Below are 23,113 nucleotides of genomic sequence, written 5' to 3' on the forward strand. Positions count from 1 at the left end.
TGGTGCGCTAGGATCACGACCTGACAGAAGATGACTCCCTCACCCCGTTCCAAGTGGTATATAAGCGTCGCGTATGACCCCGAATTTCGCCCTCAACCTCTCGCTCGATGGCATTACCCTCCTGCACCTCGCGGACGGGTCCAAAAAGCACGTCGTGGGCGCGGTCGCGCTCGACTCGGGCGACCTTGCGGGCGAGTTGGCCGCGCTGCGCCAAAAGGCGCAGACGCTCGCGCCCTCGGGCATGGCGACCAAGCTCATCATCCCCGAGGAGCAGATCCGCTATCTCGATCTGCCCGCCGCCTCCGCGCCCCATGGCGATTACGATGCGGCGGCCGCGGATGCGCTTGACGGGGCAACGCCTTATGCGCTGCACGATCTGGCCTTTGACTGGACGGTTGCAGGGGATCGCTTGCAGGTGGCCGCCGTCGCGCGCGAGACCCTGGAAGAGGCCGAGAGCTTTGCGCTCGAACACGGCTTCAATCCGGTGAGCTTCGTGGCGCAGCCCGACGCGGCGACCTTTGCAGGCGAGCCGTTCTTCGGCCCGACCGAAAGCGCCGGGGATCACGTTTTGGTGCCGATGCCGGAGCCGGAGCCGTTACCTGAGCCAGAACCGGAAACGGTTGCGGAGGCGGAAGCGGACGCCGAGGCACCGCTGCTTTTTGCCTCGATCCGGGCCGAGCGCGGCATGCCGCCGGTGAGCGCGCCGAGGCTTGACGGGGCCGCGCGGTTCACGCCCGCGCCGCCCTTGGCGGAGACCGAGGTGCGCGCCCTCTCGGGTGTGGCGCGCGCGAGCCTGACGCCGCGTGAGCCTGCGCCGGAGGAGGCGCTTACCGCGCTCCCCGTGCCGGAGCCGACGGTGCCATCTGCACCGTCCCAACCCAAAGCGTCCGCCCGGATAGAATCTCCGCCGGTGGCGACGCCCGAGGACGAGGCAGAGCGGCTGACGATTTTCGGCGCGCGGCAGTCGCAAACCGCGCGACAGGGCAAGCCGCGCTTTCTGGGCCTGATCCTGACCGCTGCACTGGTGCTGCTGATGGTGGGGGTTGCCGCGCTGGCCTCGATCTTTCCCGATAGCGGGATCGGGCGGCTGTTGCGCGGGCCGGAGCCGCAGATCGCGGTGACGCCGGATATCCCCGAGCTTGCCCATAGCGCCGAGCCTGTTCCGATAGCCGAGGCTCCCGAAATCGAGGCTCCCGAACCCGAGGCACCCGAACCCGAGGCCATGCCGGAGCCGATGCCAATCGCGCCCGCGCCCGCGCCCGAGATCGCGGCGCTGCCGGAAACGGAGGGGGCCCCGGTGCCCCCGCAATGGACCGAGCCGGGCACGCCCGAGGAGGCGCGCGCGCGCTATGCCGCGACGGGCATCTGGCCCAATGCGCCCACGCCCCCGAACGAACCGCCAAGCGATACGCTCGACGCCCTTTACCAGACCTCGATCGACGAGGCCCTGCGTTTCGGCGATGCGGTCGCCTTGCCCGCCGGGCGCGCCCTTGCCCTTGATGTGCGCCCGCCCCTGCCTGCGGGCCCGCCCCTGCCGGGCCAGACCTTCGCGCTTGACGCGCGCGGCCTTGTCACCGCGACACCCGAGGGCGCGCTGACCCCAGGCGGCGTGATCGTGCGGGCGGGACCGCCGCCGCTGCGCCCCGAGACCATGCCTGTGCGCGCCGTGCCGATCCCGGACCTCACGCCCACGCCCGAGGCACTGGCCGCGCGCGACCGGCTGTCGGGCATCCGGCCCCGGCCCCGCCCCGAAAACCTGAGCGAACAGCAGGAGCGCGGCGCGCTTGGCGGGCGAAGCCGCAGCGAACTGGCCGCGCTGCGCCCGCGTTTGCGGCCCGCCACGCTTGTGTCCGTGCCGCAGCCTGACGCAGAGGCCATCCAGCAGGCCCTTGACGAGGCCACGGAGCAGGCCGTCGCCGCCTCGCTCAAGCCGCGCCTGCGGCCGCAATCTCTGGAACGCGCTGCGGCGCGTGCCGCGCCCGTCGCCCCGGTTGCACCCGCGCCGCAGCGCGCTCCCGCACCGGAGCCGGACGACGGCGAGCCGGAACTCACCCGCACCGCCGCCGCCGCGCCGCGCATCCCGACCTCGGCCTCGATCGCGCAGCAGGCCACCACCCGCAACGCCATCAATCTGCGACAGGTCAACCTGATCGGCGTCTATGGCGCTCCGTCCAATCGCCGCGCGCTGGTGCGCCTTGCCAATGGCCGCTACCAGAAGGTTCAGGTGGGCGACCGGATCGACGGCGGGCGCGTCTCGGCGATCGGCAATGACGAATTGCGCTATCGCAAGGGCAGCCGGGATGTTGTCCTGCGCCTGCCCAAGGGCTGAGGCGCGGTGCGCTTCGCCCGACACGGATAGGAGAGCCGATGGCCGGATTCCTGTTTCAGGCGACGGTGTTTCTTCTGGCCATGGTCATTGCCGTGCCGCTGGCCGCGCGGCTGGGTTTCGGGTCGGTTCTGGGCTATCTGGCGGCGGGCATCGTCATCGGCCCGGTTCTGGGACTGGTCGGCGGGCACGAGACCGCCGAGTTGCAGCACGTGGCCGAATTCGGCGTGGTGATGATGCTCTTTCTCATCGGGCTGGAGCTTGAGCCGCGCGCCCTCTGGGACATGCGCCACCGGCTTCTGGGGTTGGGGGGACTTCAGATCGCGCTGACCACGCTGGCGGTGATGCTGGTCGCGATCTGGATGGGGCAGGTCTGGACGGTCGCGCTTGCCGTGGGCATGATCTTCGCCCTGTCCTCCACCGCTATCGTGCTCCAGACGCTCAACGAGAAGGGGCTGATGCAGACAGGGGGCGGGCGCTCGGCCTTCTCGGTGCTGCTGACGCAGGATATCGCGGTCATCCCGATGCTGGCGTTTCTGCCGCTTCTGGCGCTGCCGCGCACCGTCGAACAGGTGTTCGACGCCTCGCGCGGGCGCTCTGCCGCGGCCGCAGAGCAGGGCGGAGGCGCGCATGAGGCGGCGCAGAATTTCATCGCCGGCCTGCCGGGTTGGGGGGCGACGCTGGTCACAATCGCCGCCGTGGCGGCCATCATCCTTGCGGGCACCTACCTGACGCGGCCGGTGTTCCGCTTCATCCACACCGCGCGGATGCGCGAGATGTATACGGCGCTGGCGCTGCTGATCGTGGTGGGCATTTCGTTTCTGATGATGCTGGTGGGGCTTTCGCCCGCGCTTGGCGCTTTTCTTGCCGGCGTGGTGCTTGCCAACAGCGAATTCCGCCACGAGCTTGAGAGCGATCTTGCGCCGTTCAAGGGCCTGTTGCTGGGGCTGTTTTTCATCACCGTCGGCGCGGGCATAAATTTCACCGTGCTCACCGGCGCGCCCGTCACGATTCTTGGCATGGCCCTCGCGGTGATCCTCGCCAAGGGCGTGATCCTCTATATCCTCGGACGCGTCTTTGCCCTGCGCGGGCGCGATCTGTGGCTCTTTACCCTGTCGCTGGCGCAGGCGGGCGAATTCGGCTTTGTCCTTGTGGCATTTTCCGATCAGCAGAACGTGCTGCCGCGCGGCATGGGCGAGGTCCTGCTACTGGTCATCGCGCTGACCATGCTGATCACGCCTTTGCTGTTTCTGGCCTATGAGTGGCTGTCGCGGCGGGTGCAGGACACGAGCGAGCCGCCGGAACCCGACAAGATCGACAGCAAGGGCCCGGTGATCATCGCCGGGATCGGGCGGTTCGGACAGGTGGTCAACCGTCTCGTGCGCTCAAGCGGATTCGACACCGTGGTGCTCGATCACGATCTTGGCGCGATCCAGCAGATGCGGCGCTTTGGCGTCAAGGGCTTCTTCGGCGATCCGACCCGGCCCGACCTGCTCCATGCCGCCGGGCTCGATCAGGCGCGCGTTCTGGTGGCCGCGCTCGACAATCCGGATGCCTGCGTGCGGCTGGTCAGTTTCGCCCGCCGGGAGCGGCCCGATCTGCACATCGTGGCGCGCGCGCGCGACCGCATCCATGTCTTTCGTCTCTATCAGGCCGGGGCCAATGACATCGTGCGCGAGATGTTCGACAGTTCGCTGCGCGCAGGGCGCTACGTGCTCGAGAATGTGGGGCTGAGCGAATACGAGGCTGCCGAGGCGGAAAAGACATTTTACCATCACGACCGCGAATCGGTGCGCGAACTGGCGGCGCTGTGGGATCCGAACCTGCCGACACTCGAGAATGCGGCCTATATCAATCGCGCCCGGGAACTCGAGGGCGAGTTGCAGACGATGCTTCTGTCGCAACTCGACGAGCAGAACGCCGCATCACAGGGGAAACCGTCCGGGTCGGACGGGTGAGCGGCGCGGCTCAATGGAGCCGCACCTGCCCGAGCGTCGCGCGGTAAAGCAGCAGCCCGAGGCGCGCCGCCGTGTCGGTCAGCAGCAGGATTGCGCGGCCATCGACGAACCCCCCGGCGAGGATCAGCGCCGCCTCGCGCTCGCCAAGCGCGGCCTGCTCGACAAAGCGGGCGAAACCCGCCTCATCGGCCCCGACGCAGGGACAGTGCGGCGCGTGGCAGGCAAGCGGGCGGCGGCGATGCGCTGCCAGCACCCCGGCCAGATCGCAGAGCGCGGCCATCGCGGCACCCGCGCGCGGTTCGGTCATGCGCGCGCGCAGCACCTCCATCGCCTGTCCCGGCCCGCCCGCGTTCCAGCCACGCAGCGCCGCGACCACCAGCGCCGCGACGGGCGTGAAGCCACGCATCGCACTCAGGGGCAGGTCCCCCGCAAGGTCACGTGCATGTCTCATTTGGTGAGGATCAGCTTGCCCGCGCGGGTGATGCGCAGGGTATAGGTCTGACCGTCCAGCACGATATAGGCGATATGTCCGCCGTCGGTCAGGGCGCGGGCATCGTGGCAAGCGGCTTCGGCAAGAAGCGTGGGTTCGGGTCCGGTCTGGGCGCGGATCATTCGGGGTCTCCAGGTCTTTTGGGGGACGGTCGGCGCGGGGCCGCCGTGCTGTTGGATGTCCTGCCGGGCTGACCGTGGCGGATTGGCTTGGCATCCTTATCCTGATCAAAACTATCAGATATGTCAATTCTGATTCTTTCAGTCTGATTTCTACAGCTTGATGTTCCCTCCCGCAGGGATAACAATGACGGGCCGGAACAAGGCAGATGAGCATGATACGGTTTTCCCTCAAATGCGATGCAGGCCATCGCTTCGACAGTTGGTTTCAATCCGCCGAGGCCTTCGACAGGCTGAGCGCGTCGGGGATGCTTGCCTGCGCGATCTGCGGCTCGGCGGCGGTCGAAAAGGCGCTTATGGCCCCGCAGGTGCAGAACGCGCGCGCCGACACCGCGCCCCATCCCGCCGAACAGGCGCTCGCCGAATTGCGTCGCCGGATCGAGGAGACGGCCGATTACGTCGGCCCCCGATTCGCCAGCGAGGCGCGCGACATGCATGATGGAGTGGTCCCCGAACGCGCGATCTATGGCGAGGCGCGACCGGACGAGGCGCGCCGGTTGATCGAGGATGGCATCCCGGTCGCGCCGCTGCCCTTCACCCCGCGCCGCAAGTCGAACTGAGGGGCCCATGCATATCGTCATCACCGGAGCATCGCGCGGCATTGGCGCAGAGCTTGCCGCGCGTTACAGCGCAGAGGGCCACGACGTCACCGGAACCGCGCGCGCGGGCGGCGGCGGCCTTGTGGCGCTCGACGTGACGCGGCCCGACGATTTCGCCGCGCTGACCGGGGCGCTTGCGGGGCGTCCGGTCGATCTGCTGATCTGCAACGCGGGCATCTATCCCGACAAGGGCGAGAGCCTTGATGAGGGATACCCGGCGGCGATGTGGGCCGAGACCTTCGCCACCAACGTCACCGGCGTGTTCCTTGCCGTGCAGGCGCTCCTGCCCGGTCTGCGCGCGGCAGGGGCCGCGAAGATCGCCATCATTTCGAGCCAGATGGCCAGCCACACCCGTGCGCCGGGCGGCAGCTATGTCTACCGCGCCTCCAAGGCTGCCGCGCTCAACCTCGGGCGCAACCTTGCCGCCGATCTTGCCCCCGAGGGCATCGCCGTGGGCATCTATCACCCCGGCTGGGTGCGCACCGACATGGGCGGTGCCGCGGCCGAGATTTCCGTGACCGAAGCCGCCGCGGGATTGATGGCGCGCTTTGCCGCGCTCGGCCCCGCCTCGACAGGCTGTTTCGAGACATGGGACGGGCGCGCCCATCCCTATTGAGGGGCGCACGCGCCATCGCCGCCCCCTTGCGCACACGCCTTCCCGCGCGTAAACCGCGCGCGAAATTCCCGCTCAGGACCGCGCCCATGCCCGTTCTCGTGATGAAATTCGGCGGCACCTCGGTCGCCAATATCGACCGTATCCGCCGCGCCGCCAAGCGTGTCGGCGTCGAGGTGGCCAAGGGCTATGACGTCATAGTCATCGTCTCGGCCATGTCCGGCAAGACCAACGAGCTTGTCGGCTGGGTGAACGAGATATCGCCCCTGCACGACGCGCGCGAATATGACGCGGTGGTCAGTTCCGGGGAGAACGTGACCGCCGGTCTCATGGCGTTGGTGTTGCAGGAGATGGAAATCCCCGCCCGAAGCTGGCAGGGTTGGCAGGTGCCGCTCCTGACGAATTCCGCCCATTCCGCCGCCCGGATCGAGGAAATCCCGACCGCCAAGATTTCCGCCAAGTTCGGCGAGGGGATGCGCGTGGCCGTGGTCGCGGGGTTCCAGGGCCTCAGCCCCGAGGGGCGCATCACCACGCTCGGGCGGGGCGGGTCGGACACCACCGCCGTGGCCTTTGCGGCCGCTTTCGGGGCCGAACGCTGCGACATCTACACCGATGTGGACGGGGTCTATACCACCGATCCACGCATCAGCGCCAAGGCGCGTAAACTTGACCGGATCGCCTTCGAGGAGATGCTGGAACTGGCCTCGCTCGGGGCGAAGGTGCTCCAGACCCGCTCGGTCGAGCTGGCGATGCGGTATAACGTCAGGCTGCGCGTGCTCAGCAGTTTCGAGGAACAATCGGACGAGGCCGGCACGCTCGTCTGCGCCGAGGAGGATATCATGGAATCGAACGTGGTCAGCGGGATCGCCTATTCCCGCGAAGAGGCGAAGATGACGCTGGTTTCGGTCGCCGACCGTCCCGGTATCGCTGCGGCGATCTTCGGCCCACTGGCCGAGGCCGGGGTGAACGTGGACATGATCATCCAGAACATCGCCGAAGAGGGGCGCACCGACATGACGTTCTCGTGCCCCACCGATCAGGTGAAACGGGCCGAGAAGGCGCTGAGCGACGCAAAGGCCGCGGGGCATATCAACTATCACGACCTCATTGCCGATACCGATGTGGCCAAGGTCTCTGCCGTGGGGATCGGGATGCGCAGCCAGTCGGGCGTTGCGGCGAAGATGTTCAAGACGCTCAGCGACGAGGGCATCAACATCAAGGTGATTGCAACCTCCGAGATAAAGATTTCCGTGCTGATCGACCGGAAATACATGGAACTTGCGGTGCAGGCGCTGCATGATGCCTTCGGGTTGGACAAGGCCGCCTGATCCCGGCATGGTGCCGGGCCGGGACAGGCCCGCGACTCGAGGGATCGGGGGGACAGCCGCGATGAGCGAGACGTTCAGGACCGACAGCCGTCAGATGCTCGGGCGTCTGCGCGCGATCATGGCCGAGGAGGGCGGCGGCCAGACCCGGCTTGACCGGATCACCCGGCTGATTGCCGAAGAGATGCACGCCGAGGTGTGTTCGATCTATCTGTTCCGTGACGAGACAACGCTGGAGCTTTGCGCCACCGAAGGGCTGCGCGCCGAATCCGTCCACCTGACCCGGTTGCGGCTTGGCGAGGGGCTTGTCGGTCGCGTCGCGCGCTCGGGTTCGGTGATCAACACCGATGACGCCCCCGCCGCCCCCGGTTTTCGCTACATGCCCGAGACCGGAGAGGAGGCCTATTCCTCTTTCGTCGGGGTCCCCATCCAGCGGCTGGGTGAGAAGCTGGGCGTGCTGGTCGCGCAGTCGAAAAAGGCGCGGCTCTTCTCCGACGACGAGGTCTATGCGCTTGAAGTGGTCGCGATGGTGCTGGCCGAGATGACCGAGCTTGGGGCCTTTACAGGCGAGAGCGCGGCCATGAAGGCGCGCCATGTCCGCCCGGTGATGTTCAAGGGCACAAGCGCGCAGGAGGGTGCGGCACAGGGCCATGTCTGGCTGCACGAGCCGCGTGTCGTCGTCACCAACCCCATTGCCGAGGACCCCGCACGCGAGTTGGAGCGCCTGCAGGAGGCGGTCGAAGTGCTGCGTGTCGGCGTCGAGCGGATGCTGTCCTCGGCGCAGGACGGCGACAAGGATCAGCTCGACGTGCTCGAAACCTACCGGATGTTCGCCAATTCCAAGGGCTGGATGCGCCGGATGGAGGCCAATATCGACAGCGGCCTCTCGGCCGAAGCGGCGGTGGAAAAGGAACAGTCCGCCGCCCGCGCCCGCATGACCCAGGTCGCGGACGCCTATCTGCGCGAGCGGCTTCACGATCTGGACGACCTGTCCAATCGCCTGTTGCGCATCCTGACCGGGCAGGGCCGCGAGACCGGGGCCGAGATGCCCGCCGATCCCATTCTGGTGGCCCGCAATATCGGCCCCGCCGAGCTTCTGGATTACGGGCGGGGCTTGCGCGGGATCGTGCTCGAGGAGGGCGCGGTCGGCTCTCACGCGGCGATCGTCGCCCGCGCGCTGGCGATCCCGCTCGTCATCAATGCCGAGCGCATCACCACCGAGGCGCTCAACGGGGATTTCATCCTTGTCGATGGCGATCAGGGCATTGTGCATCTGCGCGCCGACGATGCCGTGACGTCCGCTTTTCGCGACAAGATGGCGATGCAGGCGCAGGCGCAGGAGCGCTACGCCTCGATCCGCGACAAGCCCGCCGAGACGCTTTGCGGCACTCGGATCAGGCTCAAGATGAACGCAGGGCTGATGGCCGACCTGCCCAGTCTGGAAAACTCGGGTGCCGAGGGGGTGGGGCTTTTCCGCACTGAGTTGCAGTTTCTCACCCGCAGCCACATGCCCAAGCGCGCCGAGTTGAGCGCGCTCTATGCCCGCGTGATGGACGCGGCCAAGGGCAGTCGCGTGGTCTTTCGCACGCTCGATATCGGCTCGGACAAGGTGCTGCCCTACATGAAGCCCACCGACGAGCCGAACCCCGCCATGGGCTGGCGCGCGGTGCGCGTCGCGCTGGAAAAACCGGGGGTGATGCGGATGCAGCTTCAGGCGCTCATTCGCGGTGCCAAGGGGCGCCCTCTCTCGGTCATGTTCCCGTTCGTGGCCCAACATCAGGAGTTTCGCGCCGCGCGTGCCGAAATGGACAAGGCCCTTGAACGCGAGCGCATCCTTGGCCACCCCGTGCCCGAGGAAATCGAGGTGGGCGCGATGCTCGAAACACCCTCGCTTGCCTTCGCCCCGGACGCCTTTTTCGAAGAGGTGGATTTCCTGTCCATCGGGGGCAACGATCTCAAGCAATTCTTCTTTGCCGCCGATCGCGAGAACGAGCGGGTGCGCCGACGCTATGACACGCTCGACGTCAGCTACCTCAATTTCCTCGAAGGGATCGTCTATCGCTGCGCCACGCTCGGCACGCGGCTCAGCTTTTGCGGCGAGGACGCGGGCCGCCCCGTCGAGGCCGCCTGTCTGGCCGCGCTCGGCTTTCGGACGCTCTCGATGCGCCCTGCGTCCATCGGCCCGGTCAAGAGCCTCTTGCGCCGCACGGACCTGGGCGAATTGCGCACGATCCTGCACGAGGAACGCGCGCGCGGGACGCACAGCCTGCGCAAGGCCGCGATGGATTACCTGCGCTCGAAGCTCTGATCCTTCAGCCGCGCGCGGGCCGGGATGCCCAGAAAGGCGGCGATTTCCGCCGCCACTGCCTGCGGGCGGGTGATCGGCCCCATATGGCCCGCGCCCGCGATGGTGGCGCGGCGGCAATCGGGCAGGCGCGCGGCAAGGCCGTCGTTGATCGCGCCGATGATCGCGGGCGAGCGCGCGCCCTGCATCAAGAGCACCGGCGCGGCGATGCGGGTGAGCGCGCCCGAGGCCAGCATTCCGCCCGCGTCCCCATAAAGCGCGGGGGCGGCGGCCTCGATCAGCGGCATCTGCGCGGCGATGCGGGCGCGGGTAGGAGCGGGCAGGGCGTCCCACCCCTCACCATCGCCCCAGACCCGCAGAAAGCCGCGTGCCGCCCGGCCCGTGTCGCCTGCCTCGAGGCCCGCCCGATACTCGGCCATCTCTGCTTCATCTTCTGCGCGCATCTCGGGCCGGTCCGTGAGTGCCACGGCAAAGAATACCGGCTCATAGAGGCTGAGCGAGCGCACGAGATGTGGATGCTCCACGGCCAGCCGCAAGGCCACGGTTGCTCCGAAGGAATGGCCGATGATGTCCGCAGGCGCGTCGAGCAGATCGGCGGCCATGGCCGTGCTTGTGGCCTGAATCTCGCCCTCATTCTCCCAGGCACCGCTGCCGCCGTGCCCCGGCAGATCGAAGGCCGTCAGCGTCAGGTCCGCCCCGAGCGCCCGTGCCACACCGGCCCAGGCCCCGGAATGTGCCAGCGAGCAATGGATGGCAAGGGCCGCGCGCGCGCCTTGTCCCATCACCTGCCAATGGGTCGCAAAGCCACCCCGAAGCCCGTGCGGCATTGCCTCAGAGCGTGCCCGCAAGATGCAGGTCCAGATCCTCCAGCCGGTCCTGCCCCCAGAACATCTGCCCGCTGTCCACCACGTAGAACGGCGCACCGAAGACCCCCGCCGCGACAGCCTCTTCAAGGTTGGCGGCATAGGTTTCGGCCCCAGACAGAAGCCCGCTATCGGCCAGCGCCGGATCGAACCCCGCCTTTTCGAGGCAATCGCGCACCACGTCATCCCCGGCGATGTCGCGCTCTTCGGCCCAGCAGGCGCGCAGGATGCTCTGCACAAGCGCGCCGGTATCGCCGCCACCGGTCTTTTGCGCCGCGATTATGGCATAGGAGGAGGGGGCCGGGTTGGTTGGCCAATGGGCGGGTTTGAGGTTGAGCGGCAGGCCGCGCCTTTTCGCCTGACGCGGGATCTCCTGCGCGCGATAGGCGTTGCGCGACGGGTGGCGCTCGGCGGGCGCGGTGCCGCCGGTGCGCGCGAACAGAGCCATGATGTCGAGCGGCTTGTAGGTTACGCTCGCGCCGTGCCTGGCGGCGATCCGTTCCAGCCCGTCCCCGGCCAGATAGGCAAAAGGCGAAAGGGTGGAGAAGTAATAATCGATATGGGCCATCGCGGCATGCTCCCTTCAAGGTTTGCCTGACCGTAGGGCCATGCTAAGCGGGGCGCAACATCACGAATCTGTCACACAGACATCCGGGGACACTGCCATGGCCGCCAATGACGAACCGAAGCTGATTTCGGGCAATGCCAACATGCCGCTTTCCAAGGCCATCGCGCGCCGCATGTCCGTGCATCGCGGCATGAGCGTGGGGCTTGTCGATGCCCGCATCGAGCGATTCAACGATCAGGAAATCTTTGTTGAGATATTCGAGAACGTGCGCGGCGAGGACATGTTCATCATCCAGCCGACCTCGAAGCCCGCGAATGACAACCTGATGGAACTTCTGATCATGGCCGACACGCTGCGGCGGTCCTCGGCCCGGCGCATCACCGCCGTGATCCCCTATTTCGGCTATGCCCGGCAGGACCGCCGCACCAAGGCGCGCACGCCGATTTCCGCCAAGCTGGTCGCCAACATGATCGTCGAAGCGGGGATCGAGCGGGTTCTGACCATGGATCTGCACGCCGCGCAGATTCAGGGCTTTTTCGATATTCCGGTGGACAACCTCTATGCCTCGCCCATCTTCGCGCTCGACATCAAGGCCCAGTTCGGTGCCTCCATCGGTGACGTGATGATCGTCTCGCCGGACGTGGGCGGCGTGGCACGCGCGCGCGAGTTGGCCAAGCGGATCAACGCGCCTCTCTCGATCGTCGACAAGCGCCGCGAGAAGCCCGGCGAGATCGCCGAGATGACCGTAATCGGCGAGGTCGTGGGCAAGATCTGCATCATCGTGGATGACATGTGCGACACGGCAGGCACCATGTGCAAGGCCGCCGAGGTGCTGCTCGAGAACGGCGCGCGCGAGGTTCACGCCTATACCACCCATGGTGTGATGTCCGGCCCGGCGGTCGAGCGGATCACGGGGTCGGTGCTGAAATCCATGGTGATCACCGACACGATCCAGCCGACCGAGGCAGTCAAGGCCACGCCCAATATCCGCATCATCCCGACCGCGCCGATCTTTGCCCAGGCGATCCTCAACATCTGGAACGGCACCAGCGTCTCGTCGCTCTTCGAGGCTGACAGCCTTGAGCCGATCTACGAAGGCCGGTTCAATCACTGACCAAGGGATCCGTGCGGCGACCGGGAAAAGACCCGTTTGAGCGGACCGATCTTCTGATGCCGCGCTCATGGCCGTCGGCTCAGATCCGATTTCTTGAAAAGAAATCGGCCCGAAATCTGTTCAAGATTTCGCGGTCCGCTCCCTCTGCAATGCCGCGCCCACGACCGGTCAGATATGCCCACAGAGGGAATCTTGCCGCCTTTTCCATGGGCAGGCGCGGCGAAAACTCATCTTTTTTCTCAGTGGCGGGTTGCGCATTAGGTCGCACTTGCAGCAAGTTGTTGAAATCAAGCGGTATTCTATAGTATACATCGCTTTCCAAGCCGCTTGCCCGATCCCAAAGCCTCTGCTACACCCCAGCCGAATTTCGTTGTTCCGCGAGGCGCATCGCAAACCAAAGCCCCCGGTCGTGGCCTTTCGTCACGCATCGCCAACCGGGGCCAGATTATCGGAAGGGTGGACGTGTCCGAACCAGCTTCGATTTCTTCCGGCATCGCCGCGCGCTATGCCACCGCCATATTCGAGCTTGCCCGTGAGAGCAAAACGCTTCCCAAGCTTGAGAGCAACCTTGATGACATGTCCGCAGCACTAGACGCCAGCGCTGACCTGCGCGCTGTCATCGCCTCGCCGGTGCTGAGCCGCGAGGTGCAGGGCGCGGCCATCGGGGCCATCGCCGACAGGATGGGTCTTGTGCCGGAACTGCGCAACGGTCTTGCCCTCATGGCCGCCAAGCGCCGCCTCTTCGTGCTGCCGCAACTCATTGCCCGGCTTGGCGACATGATCGCCGAGGACAAGGGTGAGGTGCGTGCCGAAGTGACATCCGCCAAGGCGCTCACGAAGGCGCAGGCCGACACGCTTGCCAAAACCCTCAAGGCGCGCGTCGGGCGCGACGTGAAACTGAAAACGACCGTCGATGAAAGCCTCATCGGCGGTCTGGTCGTCAAAGTGGGCTCCAAGATGATCGACACCTCGATCCGCTCGCGGCTCGATTCCCTCCAGAATGCAATGAAAGAGGTCGGATAAATGGGTATCCAAGCAGCAGAGATTTCTGCGATCCTGAAGGACCAGATCAAGAATTTCGGCCAGGAGGCCCAGGTGGCCGAGATCGGCCGGGTGCTCTCGGTCGGGGACGGGATCGCGCGCGTCCACGGGCTTGACAACGTGCAGGCCGGCGAACTCGTCGAGTTTCCGGGCGGCATCATGGGCATGGCGCTCAACCTCGAGAGCGACAACGTGGGCGTCGTGATCTTCGGGTCCGACCGCGACATCAAGGAAGGCGACACCGTCAAGCGCACCAAGTCCATCGTGGACGTGCCGATCGGTGACGAGCTGCTTGGCCGCGTTGTGGACGGTCTCGGCAACCCGCTGGACGGCAAGGGCCCGATCAAGACCGCGACCCGCGGTCTGGCAGACGTGAAGGCCCCCGGCATCATCCCGCGCAAATCGGTGCATGAGCCGATGGCCACGGGCCTCAAATCCGTTGACGCCATGATCCCGATCGGCCGTGGCCAGCGCGAGCTGATCATCGGCGACCGCCAGACCGGCAAGACCGCCGTGGCGCTCGACACGATCCTCAACCAGAAGGTCTATAACGAGGCCGCAGGCGACGACGAGGGCAAGAAGCTCTATTGCGTCTACGTCGCCATCGGGCAGAAGCGCTCGACCGTGGCGCAGCTTGTGAAGAAGCTCGAGGAATCGGGCGCGATGGCCTATTCCATCGTGGTCGCGGCCACCGCCTCGGACCCCGCGCCGATGCAGTATCTGGCCCCCTATTCCGCCACCGCCATGGCCGAGCATTTCCGCGACAATGGCCGTCACGCGCTGATCATCTATGATGATCTTTCCAAACAGGCCGTCGCGTACCGCCAGATGTCGCTCCTGCTGCGCCGCCCGCCGGGCCGCGAAGCCTATCCCGGCGACGTGTTCTATCTCCACTCCCGCCTGCTGGAGCGTTCGGCCAAGCTCAACGAAGAGAATGGCTCGGGCTCGCTCACTGCGCTGCCGATCATCGAGACGCAGGGTGGCGACGTGTCGGCCTTCATCCCGACCAACGTGATCTCGATCACCGACGGGCAGATCTTCCTTGAGACGGAACTCTTCTATCAGGGTATCCGCCCGGCCGTGAACACCGGTCTGTCGGTGTCGCGCGTCGGTTCTTCGGCGCAGACCAACGCGATGAAATCGGTCGCGGGCCCGGTCAAGCTGGAACTGGCGCAGTATCGCGAGATGGCGGCCTTCGCGCAGTTCGGCTCGGACCTCGACGCCGCGACGCAGCAGCTTCTCAACCGTGGCGCGCGCCTGACCGAGTTGATGAAGCAGGCGCAGTATTCGCCGCTGACCAATGCCGAGATCGTCTGCGTGATCTATGCGGGCACCCATGGCTATCTTGACAAGATCGGCGTGGGCGAGGTGGGCCGTTACGAGCAGGGCCTGCTCAAGCATCTTCGTGGCAAGCATCAGGGTCTGCTGGATTACATCACCAAGGAGGATCCCAAGATCAAGGGTGAGGCCGAGGACAAGATCAAGGCTGCGCTGGACGAATTCGCCGCTGACTTCGCGTAAGGGGGAGATAAGGCAATGCCGAATCTCAAGGACCTGAAAAACCGGATCTCGTCGGTCAAATCGACCCGCAAGATCACGAAGGCCATGCAGATGGTCGCCGCGGCGAAGCTTCGCCGTGCTCAGGAGGCCGCGGAAATGTCGCGGCCTTACACCGAACGCTTCAACGCGGTGATGGCCAAGCTGGCTGCCTCTGTTGGCGATGCCGAGAACGCGCCGCGCCTTCTGGCGGGGACCGGCGCGGACAAGGTGCATCTTCTGGTGGTGCTGACGGCCGAGCGCGGGCTTTGCGGCGGCTTCAACGCCAATATCGCCAAGCGTGCCAAGGCAGAGGCCACAAAGCTGCTCGGTCAGGGCAAGACGGTCAAGATCATCACCGTCGGGAAAAAGGGCCGCGACGCGATGCGGCGCGATTTCGGTGCCTATTTCATCGAGCATGTGGACCTTTCGGAGGTCAAGCGCGTGGGCTATGCCGAGGCGCAGGCGGTCGCGGCCAAGGTGCTCAAGCGGTTCGACGCGGGCGAGTTCGACGTGGCAAAGATTTTCTTCGCCCGGTTCGAAAACGTGGTAAGCCAGATCCCGACGATGCAGCAGGTCATTCCCGCCGATGTGGGCGAGGCCGAAGCGGTGGATACCGACAGCTTCTACGATTACGAGCCCGACGAGCAGGCGATCCTTGCTGATCTTCTGCCGCGCGGCGTGGCCACGCAGATCTTCAGCGCGCTGCTGGAAAACGGGGCCTCGGAACAGGGCGCGCGCATGTCCGCCATGGACAACGCCACCCGCAACGCCGGCGAGATGATCGACAAGCTGACCATCGAATACAACCGCTCGCGTCAGGCCGTGATCACCAACGAGCTGATTGAAATCATTTCCGGCGCCGAGGCGCTGTAAGAAAACCGGAGACGAAAAATGGCTAAAGCAAAAGGCAAAGTGACCCAGGTCATCGGCGCCGTGGTGGACGTTCAGTTCGGCGATCACCTGCCCGCGATCCTCAACGCGCTTGAAACCGACAACAACGGCAAGCGCCTCGTGCTCGAAGTGGCGCAGCACCTCGGCGAGAACACCGTGCGCACCATCGCCATGGATGCGACCGAGGGTCTCGTGCGCGGTCAGGAAGTGCGCGACACCGACGGCCCGATCTCGGTTCCGGTGGGCGACGCCACTCTGGGACGCATCCTCAACGTGATCGGCGAGCCGGTGGACGAGGGCGGCCCGATCGAGGCCAAGGAATACCGCTCGATCCACCAGCCCGCGCCGGAATTCAGCGAGCAGTCGACCGAGTCCGAAATCCTTGAAACCGGCATCAAGGTGGTCGATCTGCTGGCACCCTACGCCAAGGGCGGCAAGATCGGCCTCTTCGGTGGTGCGGGTGTGGGCAAGACGGTTCTGATCATGGAGCTGATCAACAACATCGCCAAGGTGCACTCGGGCTATTCGGTGTTTGCCGGTGTGGGCGAGCGGACCCGCGAGGGCAACGACCTCTATCACGAGATGATCGAATCGAACGTGATCAAGCCCGACAACCTGGCCGAGTCCCAGGTGGCCCTCGTCTACGGTCAGATGAACGAGCCGCCGGGCGCGCGTGCCCGTGTGGCCCTGACCGGCCTGACGCTGGCCGAACAGTTCCGCGACCAGTCCGGCACCGACGTTCTCTTCTTCGTCGACAACATTTTCCGCTTCACGCAGGCGGGCTCCGAGGTGTCGGCGCTTCTGGGCCGCATTCCTTCGGCCGTGGGGTATCAACCGACGCTGGCCACCGACATGGGCGCGATGCAGGAACGCATCACCTCGACCAAATCCGGCTCGATCACGTCGATTCAGGCCGTCTATGTGCCTGCGGACGACCTGACCGACCCGGCCCCGGCCACGACCTTCGCCCACCTCGACGCCACGACCGTTCTCAGCCGTGCGATTTCGGAACTGGGCATCTACCCCGCCGTGGACCCGCTCGATTCCAACTCGCGCCTGATGGACCCGCAGATCGTGGGTGAAGAGCATTATCAGGTGGCGCGCGACGTGCAGGGGATCCTTCAGCGCTACAAGTCGCTTCAGGACATCATCGCCATTCTCGGCATGGATGAGCTCTCGGAAGAGGACAAGCTCACCGTCGCCCGCGCCCGGAAAATCCAGCGCTTCCTGTCGCAGCCTTTCGACGTGGCCAAGGTGTTCACCGGCTCCGACGGCATCCAGGTGCCGCTCGAGGAAACGATCCGCTCGTTCAAGGCCGTGGTCGCGGGCGAATACGATCACCTGCCCGAGGGGGCGTTCTACATGGTCGGCGGCATCGAGGACGTGATCGCCAAGGCCGAGCGTATGGCCGCCGCTGCTGCCTGAGCCATTGCGGCGGGCCGGCGGCCCGCCCCACACCTGTAAAGGAGGCCTGAATGGCTGAGACAGTGCAATTCGATCTGGTGAGTCCCGAGCGTCGTCTCGCCTCGGTCGCCGCGCGCGAAGTGCAGATACCGGGGGCCGAGGGCGATCTGACGGCCATGGCCGATCACGCCCCGCTCATCACCACGCTGCGGCCGGGCATTGTCCGGGTCACGGCGGATGGCGGCACTCAGGAATTCGTCGTGACCGGCGGCTTTGCCGAAATCAGCGGCGAGGGGGTGTCGGTTCTGGCCGAGCGTGCCGTCGCGCGCGCCGACATGACCGCGGAAACCTTCAAGGCGATGGTGGACGAGGCGACCGATCGTCTGGCCCACGCCCAAGAGAGCCCGACGGGCGAGGCGGGCCTTGTTGACGACGCGGCCAAGCTTCTGGCGGATATGGTCGCCATGGGCGACGAGATCGGCCTCTCGGCACGCTGAGTGGTTCGGCAGTATGGATTGAAGGGCCGCGCGCGACGCGGCCCTTTTCTTTTTCCGTTCTCATTTTCGCCGAAAACCTCTATTAACCAAGGCCACTTCGAAAAGAGACGGACATGCAGGTATTTCTCAGGGAGGCGATCGGCGTTGCGCAGGGCGAAGAGGTCCTGTTTTCCGATTATGAGCACGATGGAGAGATGTGGAAGGGCACTGGCGCACGCGAGCGGCGCATGCGCATCACATTCCCGCAGGCGTTTCGCGCCGCGCCGATGGTGCATGTTGGCCTCTCGCTCTGGGACACCGACAGCGGCACCAATGCGCGCATGGACATCAGCGCCGAGAACGTAACGCCCAAGAGCTTTGACGTCGTGTTCCGCACCTGGGCCGATACCCGCGTGGCCCGTGTGCGCGTTTCCTGGATGGCGATCGGCACGGCGCATCACCCCGATGACTGGTCGGACCTGGATTAGCGTTGCTGCTCGGTCACAGGTGCGCCTGTAGCGCCTCGCAACGCCCGTGCCAGCCGTGCGACGCCCTCGGGAATACGGTCTTCCGGGATCGAGGAATAGGCGAGGCGATAGAAGTTGCCCGGGCGTTGCGCGGCGTGAAAGAACGGCGCGCCGGGCTCGATCAACACACCCTGCGCGCGCAACCCCGCCTCCAGCACGGTGGTATCCACCCCCTCCGGTGCCGCCATCCAGATCGAGGAGCCGCCGAACACGCCGCGCCCCGCGATATCCAGCCCCTCGCGCGCCAGTGCCGCCTCCATCACCTCTCGCCTGCGGGCAAGGATACGTGACATGCGCCGGATCAGGCTGTCGTAATGGCCGAGGCTCAGGAAATAGGCCGCCGTGCGCTGCATCAGGCCCGGAGGATGGCGCAGCACCGAGGCGCGCAGCGCCCGCGCCTCGCGGATGAAGGCGCGCGAGCCGACCAGATAGCCCAGCCGCAGCCCCGGAAAGATCGACTTGGAGAAGGAGCCGACATAAATCACCCGCCCCTCGGTATCGAGCGATTTGAGCGCGGGCAGCGGCGGGCGCAGAAAGGACATCTCGAACTCGTAATCATCCTCGACGATGAGCGCCTCGCGCGCGGCGGCGGCGCGCAACAGGGCATGGCGGCGCGCCAGCGGCATGGTGGCATTGGTCGGGGCCTGATGGCTTGGTGTGGTGAAGATCACGTCGGCGCGCTCGGGCAGCGCCTCGGGCGGCAACCCGTCGCGGTCCACGTCCACCGGCACCAGCGCGCAGCGCGATTGCGTGAGAATGTCGCGCAGCGCGTGATAGCAGGGGTTTTCGATCACCGCCACGCGGCGTTGTGTCAAGAGCACCTGCGCCGCCAGCCAGAGCGCATTCTGTGCCCCCATGGTCACGAGGATCTCGGAGGGCTGTGCAAGGATGCCGCGCCGGGGCAGGGTGTGGCGGGCGATGAACTCGACCAGCCTCGGATCGTCGCGGTCGTAGTGATCGGCGCTCAGCGCGTGGAAATCCTTTTGGCCGAGCGCCCGCAGCGCGCATTGCCGCCAGTTGGCATGATCGAAGATCGCCGGATCGCTTTGTCCGTAGATGAACGGATAGGGGTAGCGCGCCCAGTCGAGCGGCTTTTCCGGTGTGTCCCCCTCGCTGTAGCGCCGCCCGAGCGCGCGCGCCCAGTCCACCGCATCACTCTGCGGCGCTGGCGCGTCGAAGGCGGGCGGCTCCGGCGCGTTCCGGGAAATGTAATAGCCCGACCGGTCGCGGCTCTCGAGATAGTCATTGGCCTGCAACTCGGTCAGTGCCAGTGTCACGGTGATCCGGCTCACGCCCAGATGCGCCGCAAGCTTTCGCGACGACGGCAGTTTTTCGCCCTTGCGGAAGCGACCCGACAGGATGCCCTCGGCGATCATCTGCCTTATGCGCGCCTGAAGCGTGCCTTCACCCTCGGGGGTCAGAAAGAAGGTCTCAACCGGAATCGCCATGAGGGGACGATAGGCTGGCCTTAAGGCGCGCGCAATCTGGTATGGTCAGAGCGCTGCGCGCGACCGGCTTGCCTGCGCGGGCGGAACCGATCATCGTCACCCGCGAACCGAAAAGGGAGAACACGATGATCGCGATCATATTCGAGGTGGAACCGGGCGACGGCCAGAAAGAACCCTATCTGGAAATGGCGGCGAAGATGCGCACGCTTGTCGAGAGCGTGGAGGGGTTCATCAGCGTCGAGCGATTCCAGAGCCTGACCAACCCCGGCAAGCTCCTGTCGCTCTCGTTCTGGGAGGATGAGGCGGCGGTCATGCGCTGGCGGCAGCTTGAGGCGCATCGCGCGGCACAAAAGGCCGGGCGCAAGGTGATGTTCGATGATTACCGCCTGCGCGTGGTCAGTGTGATCCGCGATTACGGCAAGTTCGACCGTGCCGAGGCCCCCGAGGACAGCCGCGCCGCGCATGGCGGCTGATCGGGCGCGGGCATGAAATCGGGATCGGCCAGCCGGTCGAGCAGGCCCGAGATGTCCTCGATCTCTTCGGCCACAAGATGCAGCACGTCGCCTTGCCGCTCCACCCGCCCCGTCACCCGCAGAAGCCGCCCGGCGATCACCGCGCGGCGGAACCGCTCGAACACCTTGCGCCAGACCACGACATTGACCACCCCGGTCTCATCCTCGAGGGTGAGAAACACCACGCCCTTGGCGGTGCCGGGCCGCTGGCGCACCAGCACAAGTCCGGCCACGGCGATGCGCAGGCCCGGTGCCACCTCGGGCAGGCGCGCGGCGACAAGGGCAGAGGGCGGGCGCGGAAATGACATGAGAACAAAGATAGAACATGCGCGCTGCCGTGCAACTCTTTTCCACATACGCCGCAAATGGGGCTGGTCTCGGGGCAGGGGCTTGGCTACGTAGCCTGTTGAATTGCTGTCAAAGGGAGAGGCCGCACATGGCGAAGATCACCTATATCGAGCACAACGGCACGCGCCACGAGGTCGAGGTCGCCAATGGGCTGACCGTGATGGAAGGCGCGCGTGACAACAACATTCCCGGCATCGAGGCGGATTGCGGCGGCGCCTGCGCCTGCTCGACCTGCCATGTCTATGTTGCGCCCGACTGGGTGGAGAAACTGCCGCCCAAGGAGGACATGGAAGAGGACATGCTCGATTTCGCCTATGAGCCGGACCCGAAACGCTCTCGCCTGACATGCCAGCTCAAGGTGAGCGACGCACTTGACGGGCTGGTGGTGCAAATGCCCGAACGCCAGATCTGATCCGATGCGCGCGTGGCTCACAGCCCTGGCCATTGGCCTTGCTGGCGCGGCTTCGGCAGAGGAGCCATGGCAGACCGCCGAGGGGCCGGGGATCGTGGCGGCACGCTTCGAGGTGCCCGACAACAGCTATCCTCACCGGATCATGGGCCGCATCCCCGAACGCCGGGTGCTGGCGGTGCGCGATGCGCAGGGGCGCGACTATAGGCTTGATCTGCGCGAGGGGCCGGAGCCTGCCCATGTTTTCGAGGATATCGCGCCGCGCCTTGTCGATGCTGACGGCGATGGCGCGATAGACGTGGTGGTGGTCGAGGCCGGCCCCGAGGCGGGTGCGCATCTGGCGATCTACAGCCTGCGGCGCGGCGGCCTTGTGAAAGCAGGGGCGACGCCGCCCATCGGGACGCCGTTTCGCTGGCTGGCCCCGGCGGCAATCGCCGATCTGAATGGCGACGGGATCGTTGATATCGCCTATGTCGAGACGCCGCATCTGGGCAAAACGCTCCGCGTGTGGTCCTGGGCGGCCGGTGGCCTTGTGGAAATCGCGCGGCTCAAAGGCGTGACAAATCACCGGATCGGCGACGAGGTGATTTTTGGCGGTTTGCGCGATTGTGGCCACGGCCCGGAAATCGTGCTGGCCGATGCTGCCTTTCGCCGCCTTGTCGCCGTGGCGTTCGAGGGTGAGGCCCTCGCCGCACGCCCGCTGCCGATCGAGGCCGGCCCGCACGGGTTCGACACGGCGCTGGCCTGCCGCTAAGCGCGCCTCAAGACGCCGCCTCGACCGCCCCCACAAGCCGCGCCATCACCCGGTCGAGCATGCCGGGATCAATCGCCTCGGCCATCACGCGGATGAGCGGCTCTGTCCCTGAAGCCCGAAGCAACAGCCGCCCGTCGCTGCCCAGTTCCGCCTCCGCCTCGGCCACCGCGTTCTGGACGATATCGGACTTGAGCGGGGTCTTGCCCTCGGCAAAGCGCACGTTGACCAGGCGCTGCGGCACCGGCTCGAAGACCCGCACCAGCTCGCTTGCCCGCTGCCCGGTCTCGACCATCGCTGCAAGAAATTGCAATGCCCCGATGAGGCCGTCGCCGGTGGTGGCATAATCGGTCATCACGATATGGCCCGACTGCTCGCCGCCCAGATTGAACCCCCCCGCACGCATCGCCTCGACCACATGCCGGTCACCGACCGGGGTGCGCTTGAGCGCGATACCCTGTGCCGCCAGATGCCGCTCCAGCCCGAGATTGGACATCACCGTGGCCACCAGCGTATCGCCCGCCAGCCGCCCCTCGCGCGCCCATCGCGTGGCGATCAGCGCCATGAACTGATCGCCGTCGGCCACGCGGCCCTGTTCGTCGATAAGCACGACCCGGTCCGCATCGCCATCGAGGCAGATCCCCAGATCCGCGCGCGTCTCCTGCACCTTGCGCGCCGCCGCCTCCGGGCGGGTGGAACCGCAATTGAGGTTGATGTTAAAGCCATCGGGCTCGACGTTCAGCGCGATGACCTCGGCCCCCAACTCCCACAGAACCTCGGGCGCGGTGCGATAGGCGGCCCCATTGGCGCAATCGACCACGATGCGCAAGCCACCGAGGCGCCGGCGTCGTGGAAAGGTCGTCTTGGCATATTCAACGTATCGTCCGCGCGCATCGTCCACGCGGCGCGCGCGACCGATATTTTCAGGCGCGGACGGGTTAACACTCTGGTCCACCAGCCGCTCGATGGCCGCCTCTGCCTCGTCGCTCAGCTTGAAGCCGTCCGGGCCGAACAGCTTGATCCCGTTATCCGAGGCAGGGTTGTGGCTGGCCGAGATCATCACGCCCACATCGGCACGCAAGGCATGGGTAAGATAGCCGATGGCGGGCGTCGGAACGGGACCAAGCAGAAACACGTTCATCCCGGTGGAGGTGAAGCCCGCAGTCATCGCGTATTCGATCATGTAACCCGAGCGCCGCGTGTCCTTGCCGATCACGACACGATGTTCCTTCTTGTCGGTGCGGAAATAGCGCCCCGCCGCAGCGCCGAGGCGCAGCGCCATGTCGGCGGTCATCGGCCAGCTATTGGCCTGCCCGCGAATCCCGTCCGTGCCGAAAAGGTTCTTGCCCATGGAGGGTCTCCCGAAAAAACAACGCAGATGAAATGCCAATTGGCCACGCGCGTGTCTTACCCTGATGCCCGGTGGC

General features: G+C 66.1%; 23 protein-coding genes. 16 read left to right on the forward strand and 7 right to left on the reverse strand.

Features of this window, described 5'->3' with window-relative positions:
* The first annotated feature begins 73 nt into the window (after positions 1-73).
* Positions 74-2,329 carry a hypothetical protein gene (locus ACSSV8_RS09800; protein WP_454282318.1) on the forward strand — a complete coding sequence of 752 codons (2,256 nt, stop codon included), beginning with the start codon at positions 74-76 and terminating at the stop codon, positions 2,327-2,329.
* A gap of 38 nt (positions 2,330-2,367) precedes the next feature.
* On the forward strand, positions 2,368-4,284 hold the full coding sequence (locus tag ACSSV8_RS09805) for a cation:proton antiporter domain-containing protein (RefSeq protein ID WP_454282319.1): 1,917 nt from the start codon (positions 2,368-2,370) through the stop codon (positions 4,282-4,284).
* Positions 4,285-4,294: 10 nt separating this feature from the next.
* Here the strand turns inward: ACSSV8_RS09805 and ACSSV8_RS09810 are convergent, their stop codons facing one another.
* Both ACSSV8_RS09810 and ACSSV8_RS09815 read right to left on the reverse strand, forming a co-directional pair.
* Positions 4,295-4,735 (reverse strand): hypothetical protein, encoded by a 441-nt coding sequence (locus ACSSV8_RS09810; RefSeq protein WP_454282320.1) that lies wholly within the window; start codon positions 4,733-4,735, stop codon positions 4,295-4,297.
* On the reverse strand, positions 4,732-4,896 hold the full coding sequence (locus tag ACSSV8_RS09815) for a hemin uptake protein HemP (RefSeq protein WP_354538615.1): 165 nt from the start codon (positions 4,894-4,896) through the stop codon (positions 4,732-4,734). Before ACSSV8_RS09815 ends, ACSSV8_RS09810 begins: the two co-directional genes overlap by 4 nt.
* 212 nt (positions 4,897-5,108) lie before the next feature.
* Here ACSSV8_RS09815 and ACSSV8_RS09820 point away from each other — a divergent pair, with 212 nt between their 5' ends.
* From ACSSV8_RS09820 to ptsP, 4 genes are all read left to right on the forward strand, one after another.
* The gene (locus ACSSV8_RS09820) at positions 5,109-5,513 is read left to right on the forward strand and encodes a DUF1178 family protein (RefSeq protein WP_454282321.1); all 405 of its coding nucleotides are present in this window, start codon (positions 5,109-5,111) and stop codon (positions 5,511-5,513) included.
* A gap of 7 nt (positions 5,514-5,520) precedes the next feature.
* Positions 5,521-6,168 carry an SDR family NAD(P)-dependent oxidoreductase gene (locus ACSSV8_RS09825; protein WP_354538617.1) on the forward strand — a complete coding sequence of 216 codons (648 nt, stop codon included), beginning with the start codon at positions 5,521-5,523 and terminating at the stop codon, positions 6,166-6,168.
* Positions 6,169-6,254: 86 nt separating this feature from the next.
* A complete protein-coding gene (locus ACSSV8_RS09830; RefSeq protein WP_354538618.1) occupies positions 6,255-7,493 on the forward strand; it encodes an aspartate kinase in 1,239 nt (412 codons plus the stop codon).
* Between the two features lie 61 nt (positions 7,494-7,554).
* A complete protein-coding gene (gene ptsP, locus ACSSV8_RS09835; protein WP_454282322.1) occupies positions 7,555-9,798 on the forward strand; it encodes a phosphoenolpyruvate--protein phosphotransferase in 2,244 nt (747 codons plus the stop codon).
* Here the strand turns inward: ptsP and ACSSV8_RS09840 are convergent.
* A complete protein-coding gene (locus tag ACSSV8_RS09840; protein WP_454282323.1) occupies positions 9,777-10,643 on the reverse strand; it encodes an alpha/beta fold hydrolase in 867 nt (288 codons plus the stop codon). The two genes, ptsP and ACSSV8_RS09840, sit on opposite strands and share 22 nt — an antisense overlap.
* Positions 10,627-11,226, reverse strand: a complete 600-nt coding sequence (locus tag ACSSV8_RS09845) for a 2-hydroxychromene-2-carboxylate isomerase (protein WP_354538621.1) — start codon at positions 11,224-11,226, stop codon at positions 10,627-10,629. The genes ACSSV8_RS09840 and ACSSV8_RS09845 overlap by 17 nt, the downstream gene beginning before the upstream one ends.
* A gap of 97 nt (positions 11,227-11,323) precedes the next feature.
* Between ACSSV8_RS09845 and ACSSV8_RS09850 the strand changes: the two genes are divergently transcribed.
* The 7 genes from ACSSV8_RS09850 (at position 11,324) to ACSSV8_RS09880 (ending at position 18,179) form a co-directional block, all read left to right on the forward strand.
* Positions 11,324-12,340 carry a ribose-phosphate pyrophosphokinase gene (locus ACSSV8_RS09850; protein WP_354538622.1) on the forward strand — a complete coding sequence of 339 codons (1,017 nt, stop codon included), beginning with the start codon at positions 11,324-11,326 and terminating at the stop codon, positions 12,338-12,340.
* A gap of 456 nt (positions 12,341-12,796) precedes the next feature.
* Complete coding sequence (locus ACSSV8_RS09855) at positions 12,797-13,363, forward strand: F0F1 ATP synthase subunit delta (protein ID WP_354538623.1); 567 nt, start codon at positions 12,797-12,799, stop codon at positions 13,361-13,363.
* The gene (atpA, locus tag ACSSV8_RS09860) at positions 13,364-14,902 is read left to right on the forward strand and encodes a F0F1 ATP synthase subunit alpha (RefSeq protein WP_454282324.1); all 1,539 of its coding nucleotides are present in this window, start codon (positions 13,364-13,366) and stop codon (positions 14,900-14,902) included.
* A gap of 15 nt (positions 14,903-14,917) precedes the next feature.
* Positions 14,918-15,793, forward strand: a complete 876-nt coding sequence (locus ACSSV8_RS09865) for a F0F1 ATP synthase subunit gamma (protein ID WP_354538625.1) — start codon at positions 14,918-14,920, stop codon at positions 15,791-15,793.
* An 18-nt stretch (positions 15,794-15,811) separates the two neighbouring features.
* Entirely contained in the window at positions 15,812-17,236 is a 1,425-nt protein-coding gene (gene atpD, locus ACSSV8_RS09870; RefSeq protein WP_354538626.1) for a F0F1 ATP synthase subunit beta, read from the forward strand.
* A 50-nt stretch (positions 17,237-17,286) separates the two neighbouring features.
* Positions 17,287-17,712: a F0F1 ATP synthase subunit epsilon gene (locus ACSSV8_RS09875; RefSeq protein WP_454282325.1), complete on the forward strand. Its 426-nt coding sequence runs from the start codon at positions 17,287-17,289 to the stop codon at positions 17,710-17,712.
* Positions 17,713-17,825: 113 nt separating this feature from the next.
* Positions 17,826-18,179 carry an H-type lectin domain-containing protein gene (locus ACSSV8_RS09880; RefSeq protein WP_354538628.1) on the forward strand — a complete coding sequence of 118 codons (354 nt, stop codon included), beginning with the start codon at positions 17,826-17,828 and terminating at the stop codon, positions 18,177-18,179.
* Here ACSSV8_RS09880 and pdxR read toward each other — a convergent pair.
* On the reverse strand, positions 18,176-19,666 hold the full coding sequence (gene pdxR / locus ACSSV8_RS09885) for a MocR-like pyridoxine biosynthesis transcription factor PdxR (protein ID WP_454282326.1): 1,491 nt from the start codon (positions 19,664-19,666) through the stop codon (positions 18,176-18,178). The two genes, ACSSV8_RS09880 and pdxR, sit on opposite strands and share 4 nt — an antisense overlap.
* Positions 19,667-19,791: 125 nt before the next feature.
* On the opposite strand from pdxR, the gene ACSSV8_RS09890 reads away from it, so the two are divergent.
* The gene (locus ACSSV8_RS09890) at positions 19,792-20,139 is read left to right on the forward strand and encodes an antibiotic biosynthesis monooxygenase family protein (protein ID WP_354538630.1); all 348 of its coding nucleotides are present in this window, start codon (positions 19,792-19,794) and stop codon (positions 20,137-20,139) included.
* On the opposite strand, the gene ACSSV8_RS09895 is transcribed toward ACSSV8_RS09890, so the two are convergent.
* Positions 20,079-20,486 carry an OB-fold nucleic acid binding domain-containing protein gene (locus ACSSV8_RS09895; protein WP_454282327.1) on the reverse strand — a complete coding sequence of 136 codons (408 nt, stop codon included), beginning with the start codon at positions 20,484-20,486 and terminating at the stop codon, positions 20,079-20,081. The genes ACSSV8_RS09890 and ACSSV8_RS09895 overlap by 61 nt on opposite strands.
* Before the next feature lie 128 nt (positions 20,487-20,614).
* On the opposite strand from ACSSV8_RS09895, the gene ACSSV8_RS09900 reads away from it, so the two are divergent.
* Together ACSSV8_RS09900 and ACSSV8_RS09905 are read left to right on the forward strand one after the other, a co-directional pair.
* Positions 20,615-20,938 carry a 2Fe-2S iron-sulfur cluster-binding protein gene (locus tag ACSSV8_RS09900; protein ID WP_454282328.1) on the forward strand — a complete coding sequence of 108 codons (324 nt, stop codon included), beginning with the start codon at positions 20,615-20,617 and terminating at the stop codon, positions 20,936-20,938.
* Positions 20,939-20,942: 4 nt separating this feature from the next.
* Positions 20,943-21,689, forward strand: coding sequence for an FG-GAP repeat domain-containing protein (locus ACSSV8_RS09905; protein ID WP_454282329.1), 747 nt, complete (start codon positions 20,943-20,945; stop codon positions 21,687-21,689).
* Positions 21,690-21,696: 7 nt separating this feature from the next.
* On the opposite strand, the gene glmM is transcribed toward ACSSV8_RS09905, so the two are convergent.
* A complete protein-coding gene (gene glmM / locus ACSSV8_RS09910) occupies positions 21,697-23,037 on the reverse strand; it encodes a phosphoglucosamine mutase (RefSeq protein WP_454282330.1) in 1,341 nt (446 codons plus the stop codon).
* Positions 23,038-23,113 lie beyond the last annotated feature (76 nt).

This window comes from Roseovarius sp. MBR-79 (assembly GCF_053628555.1).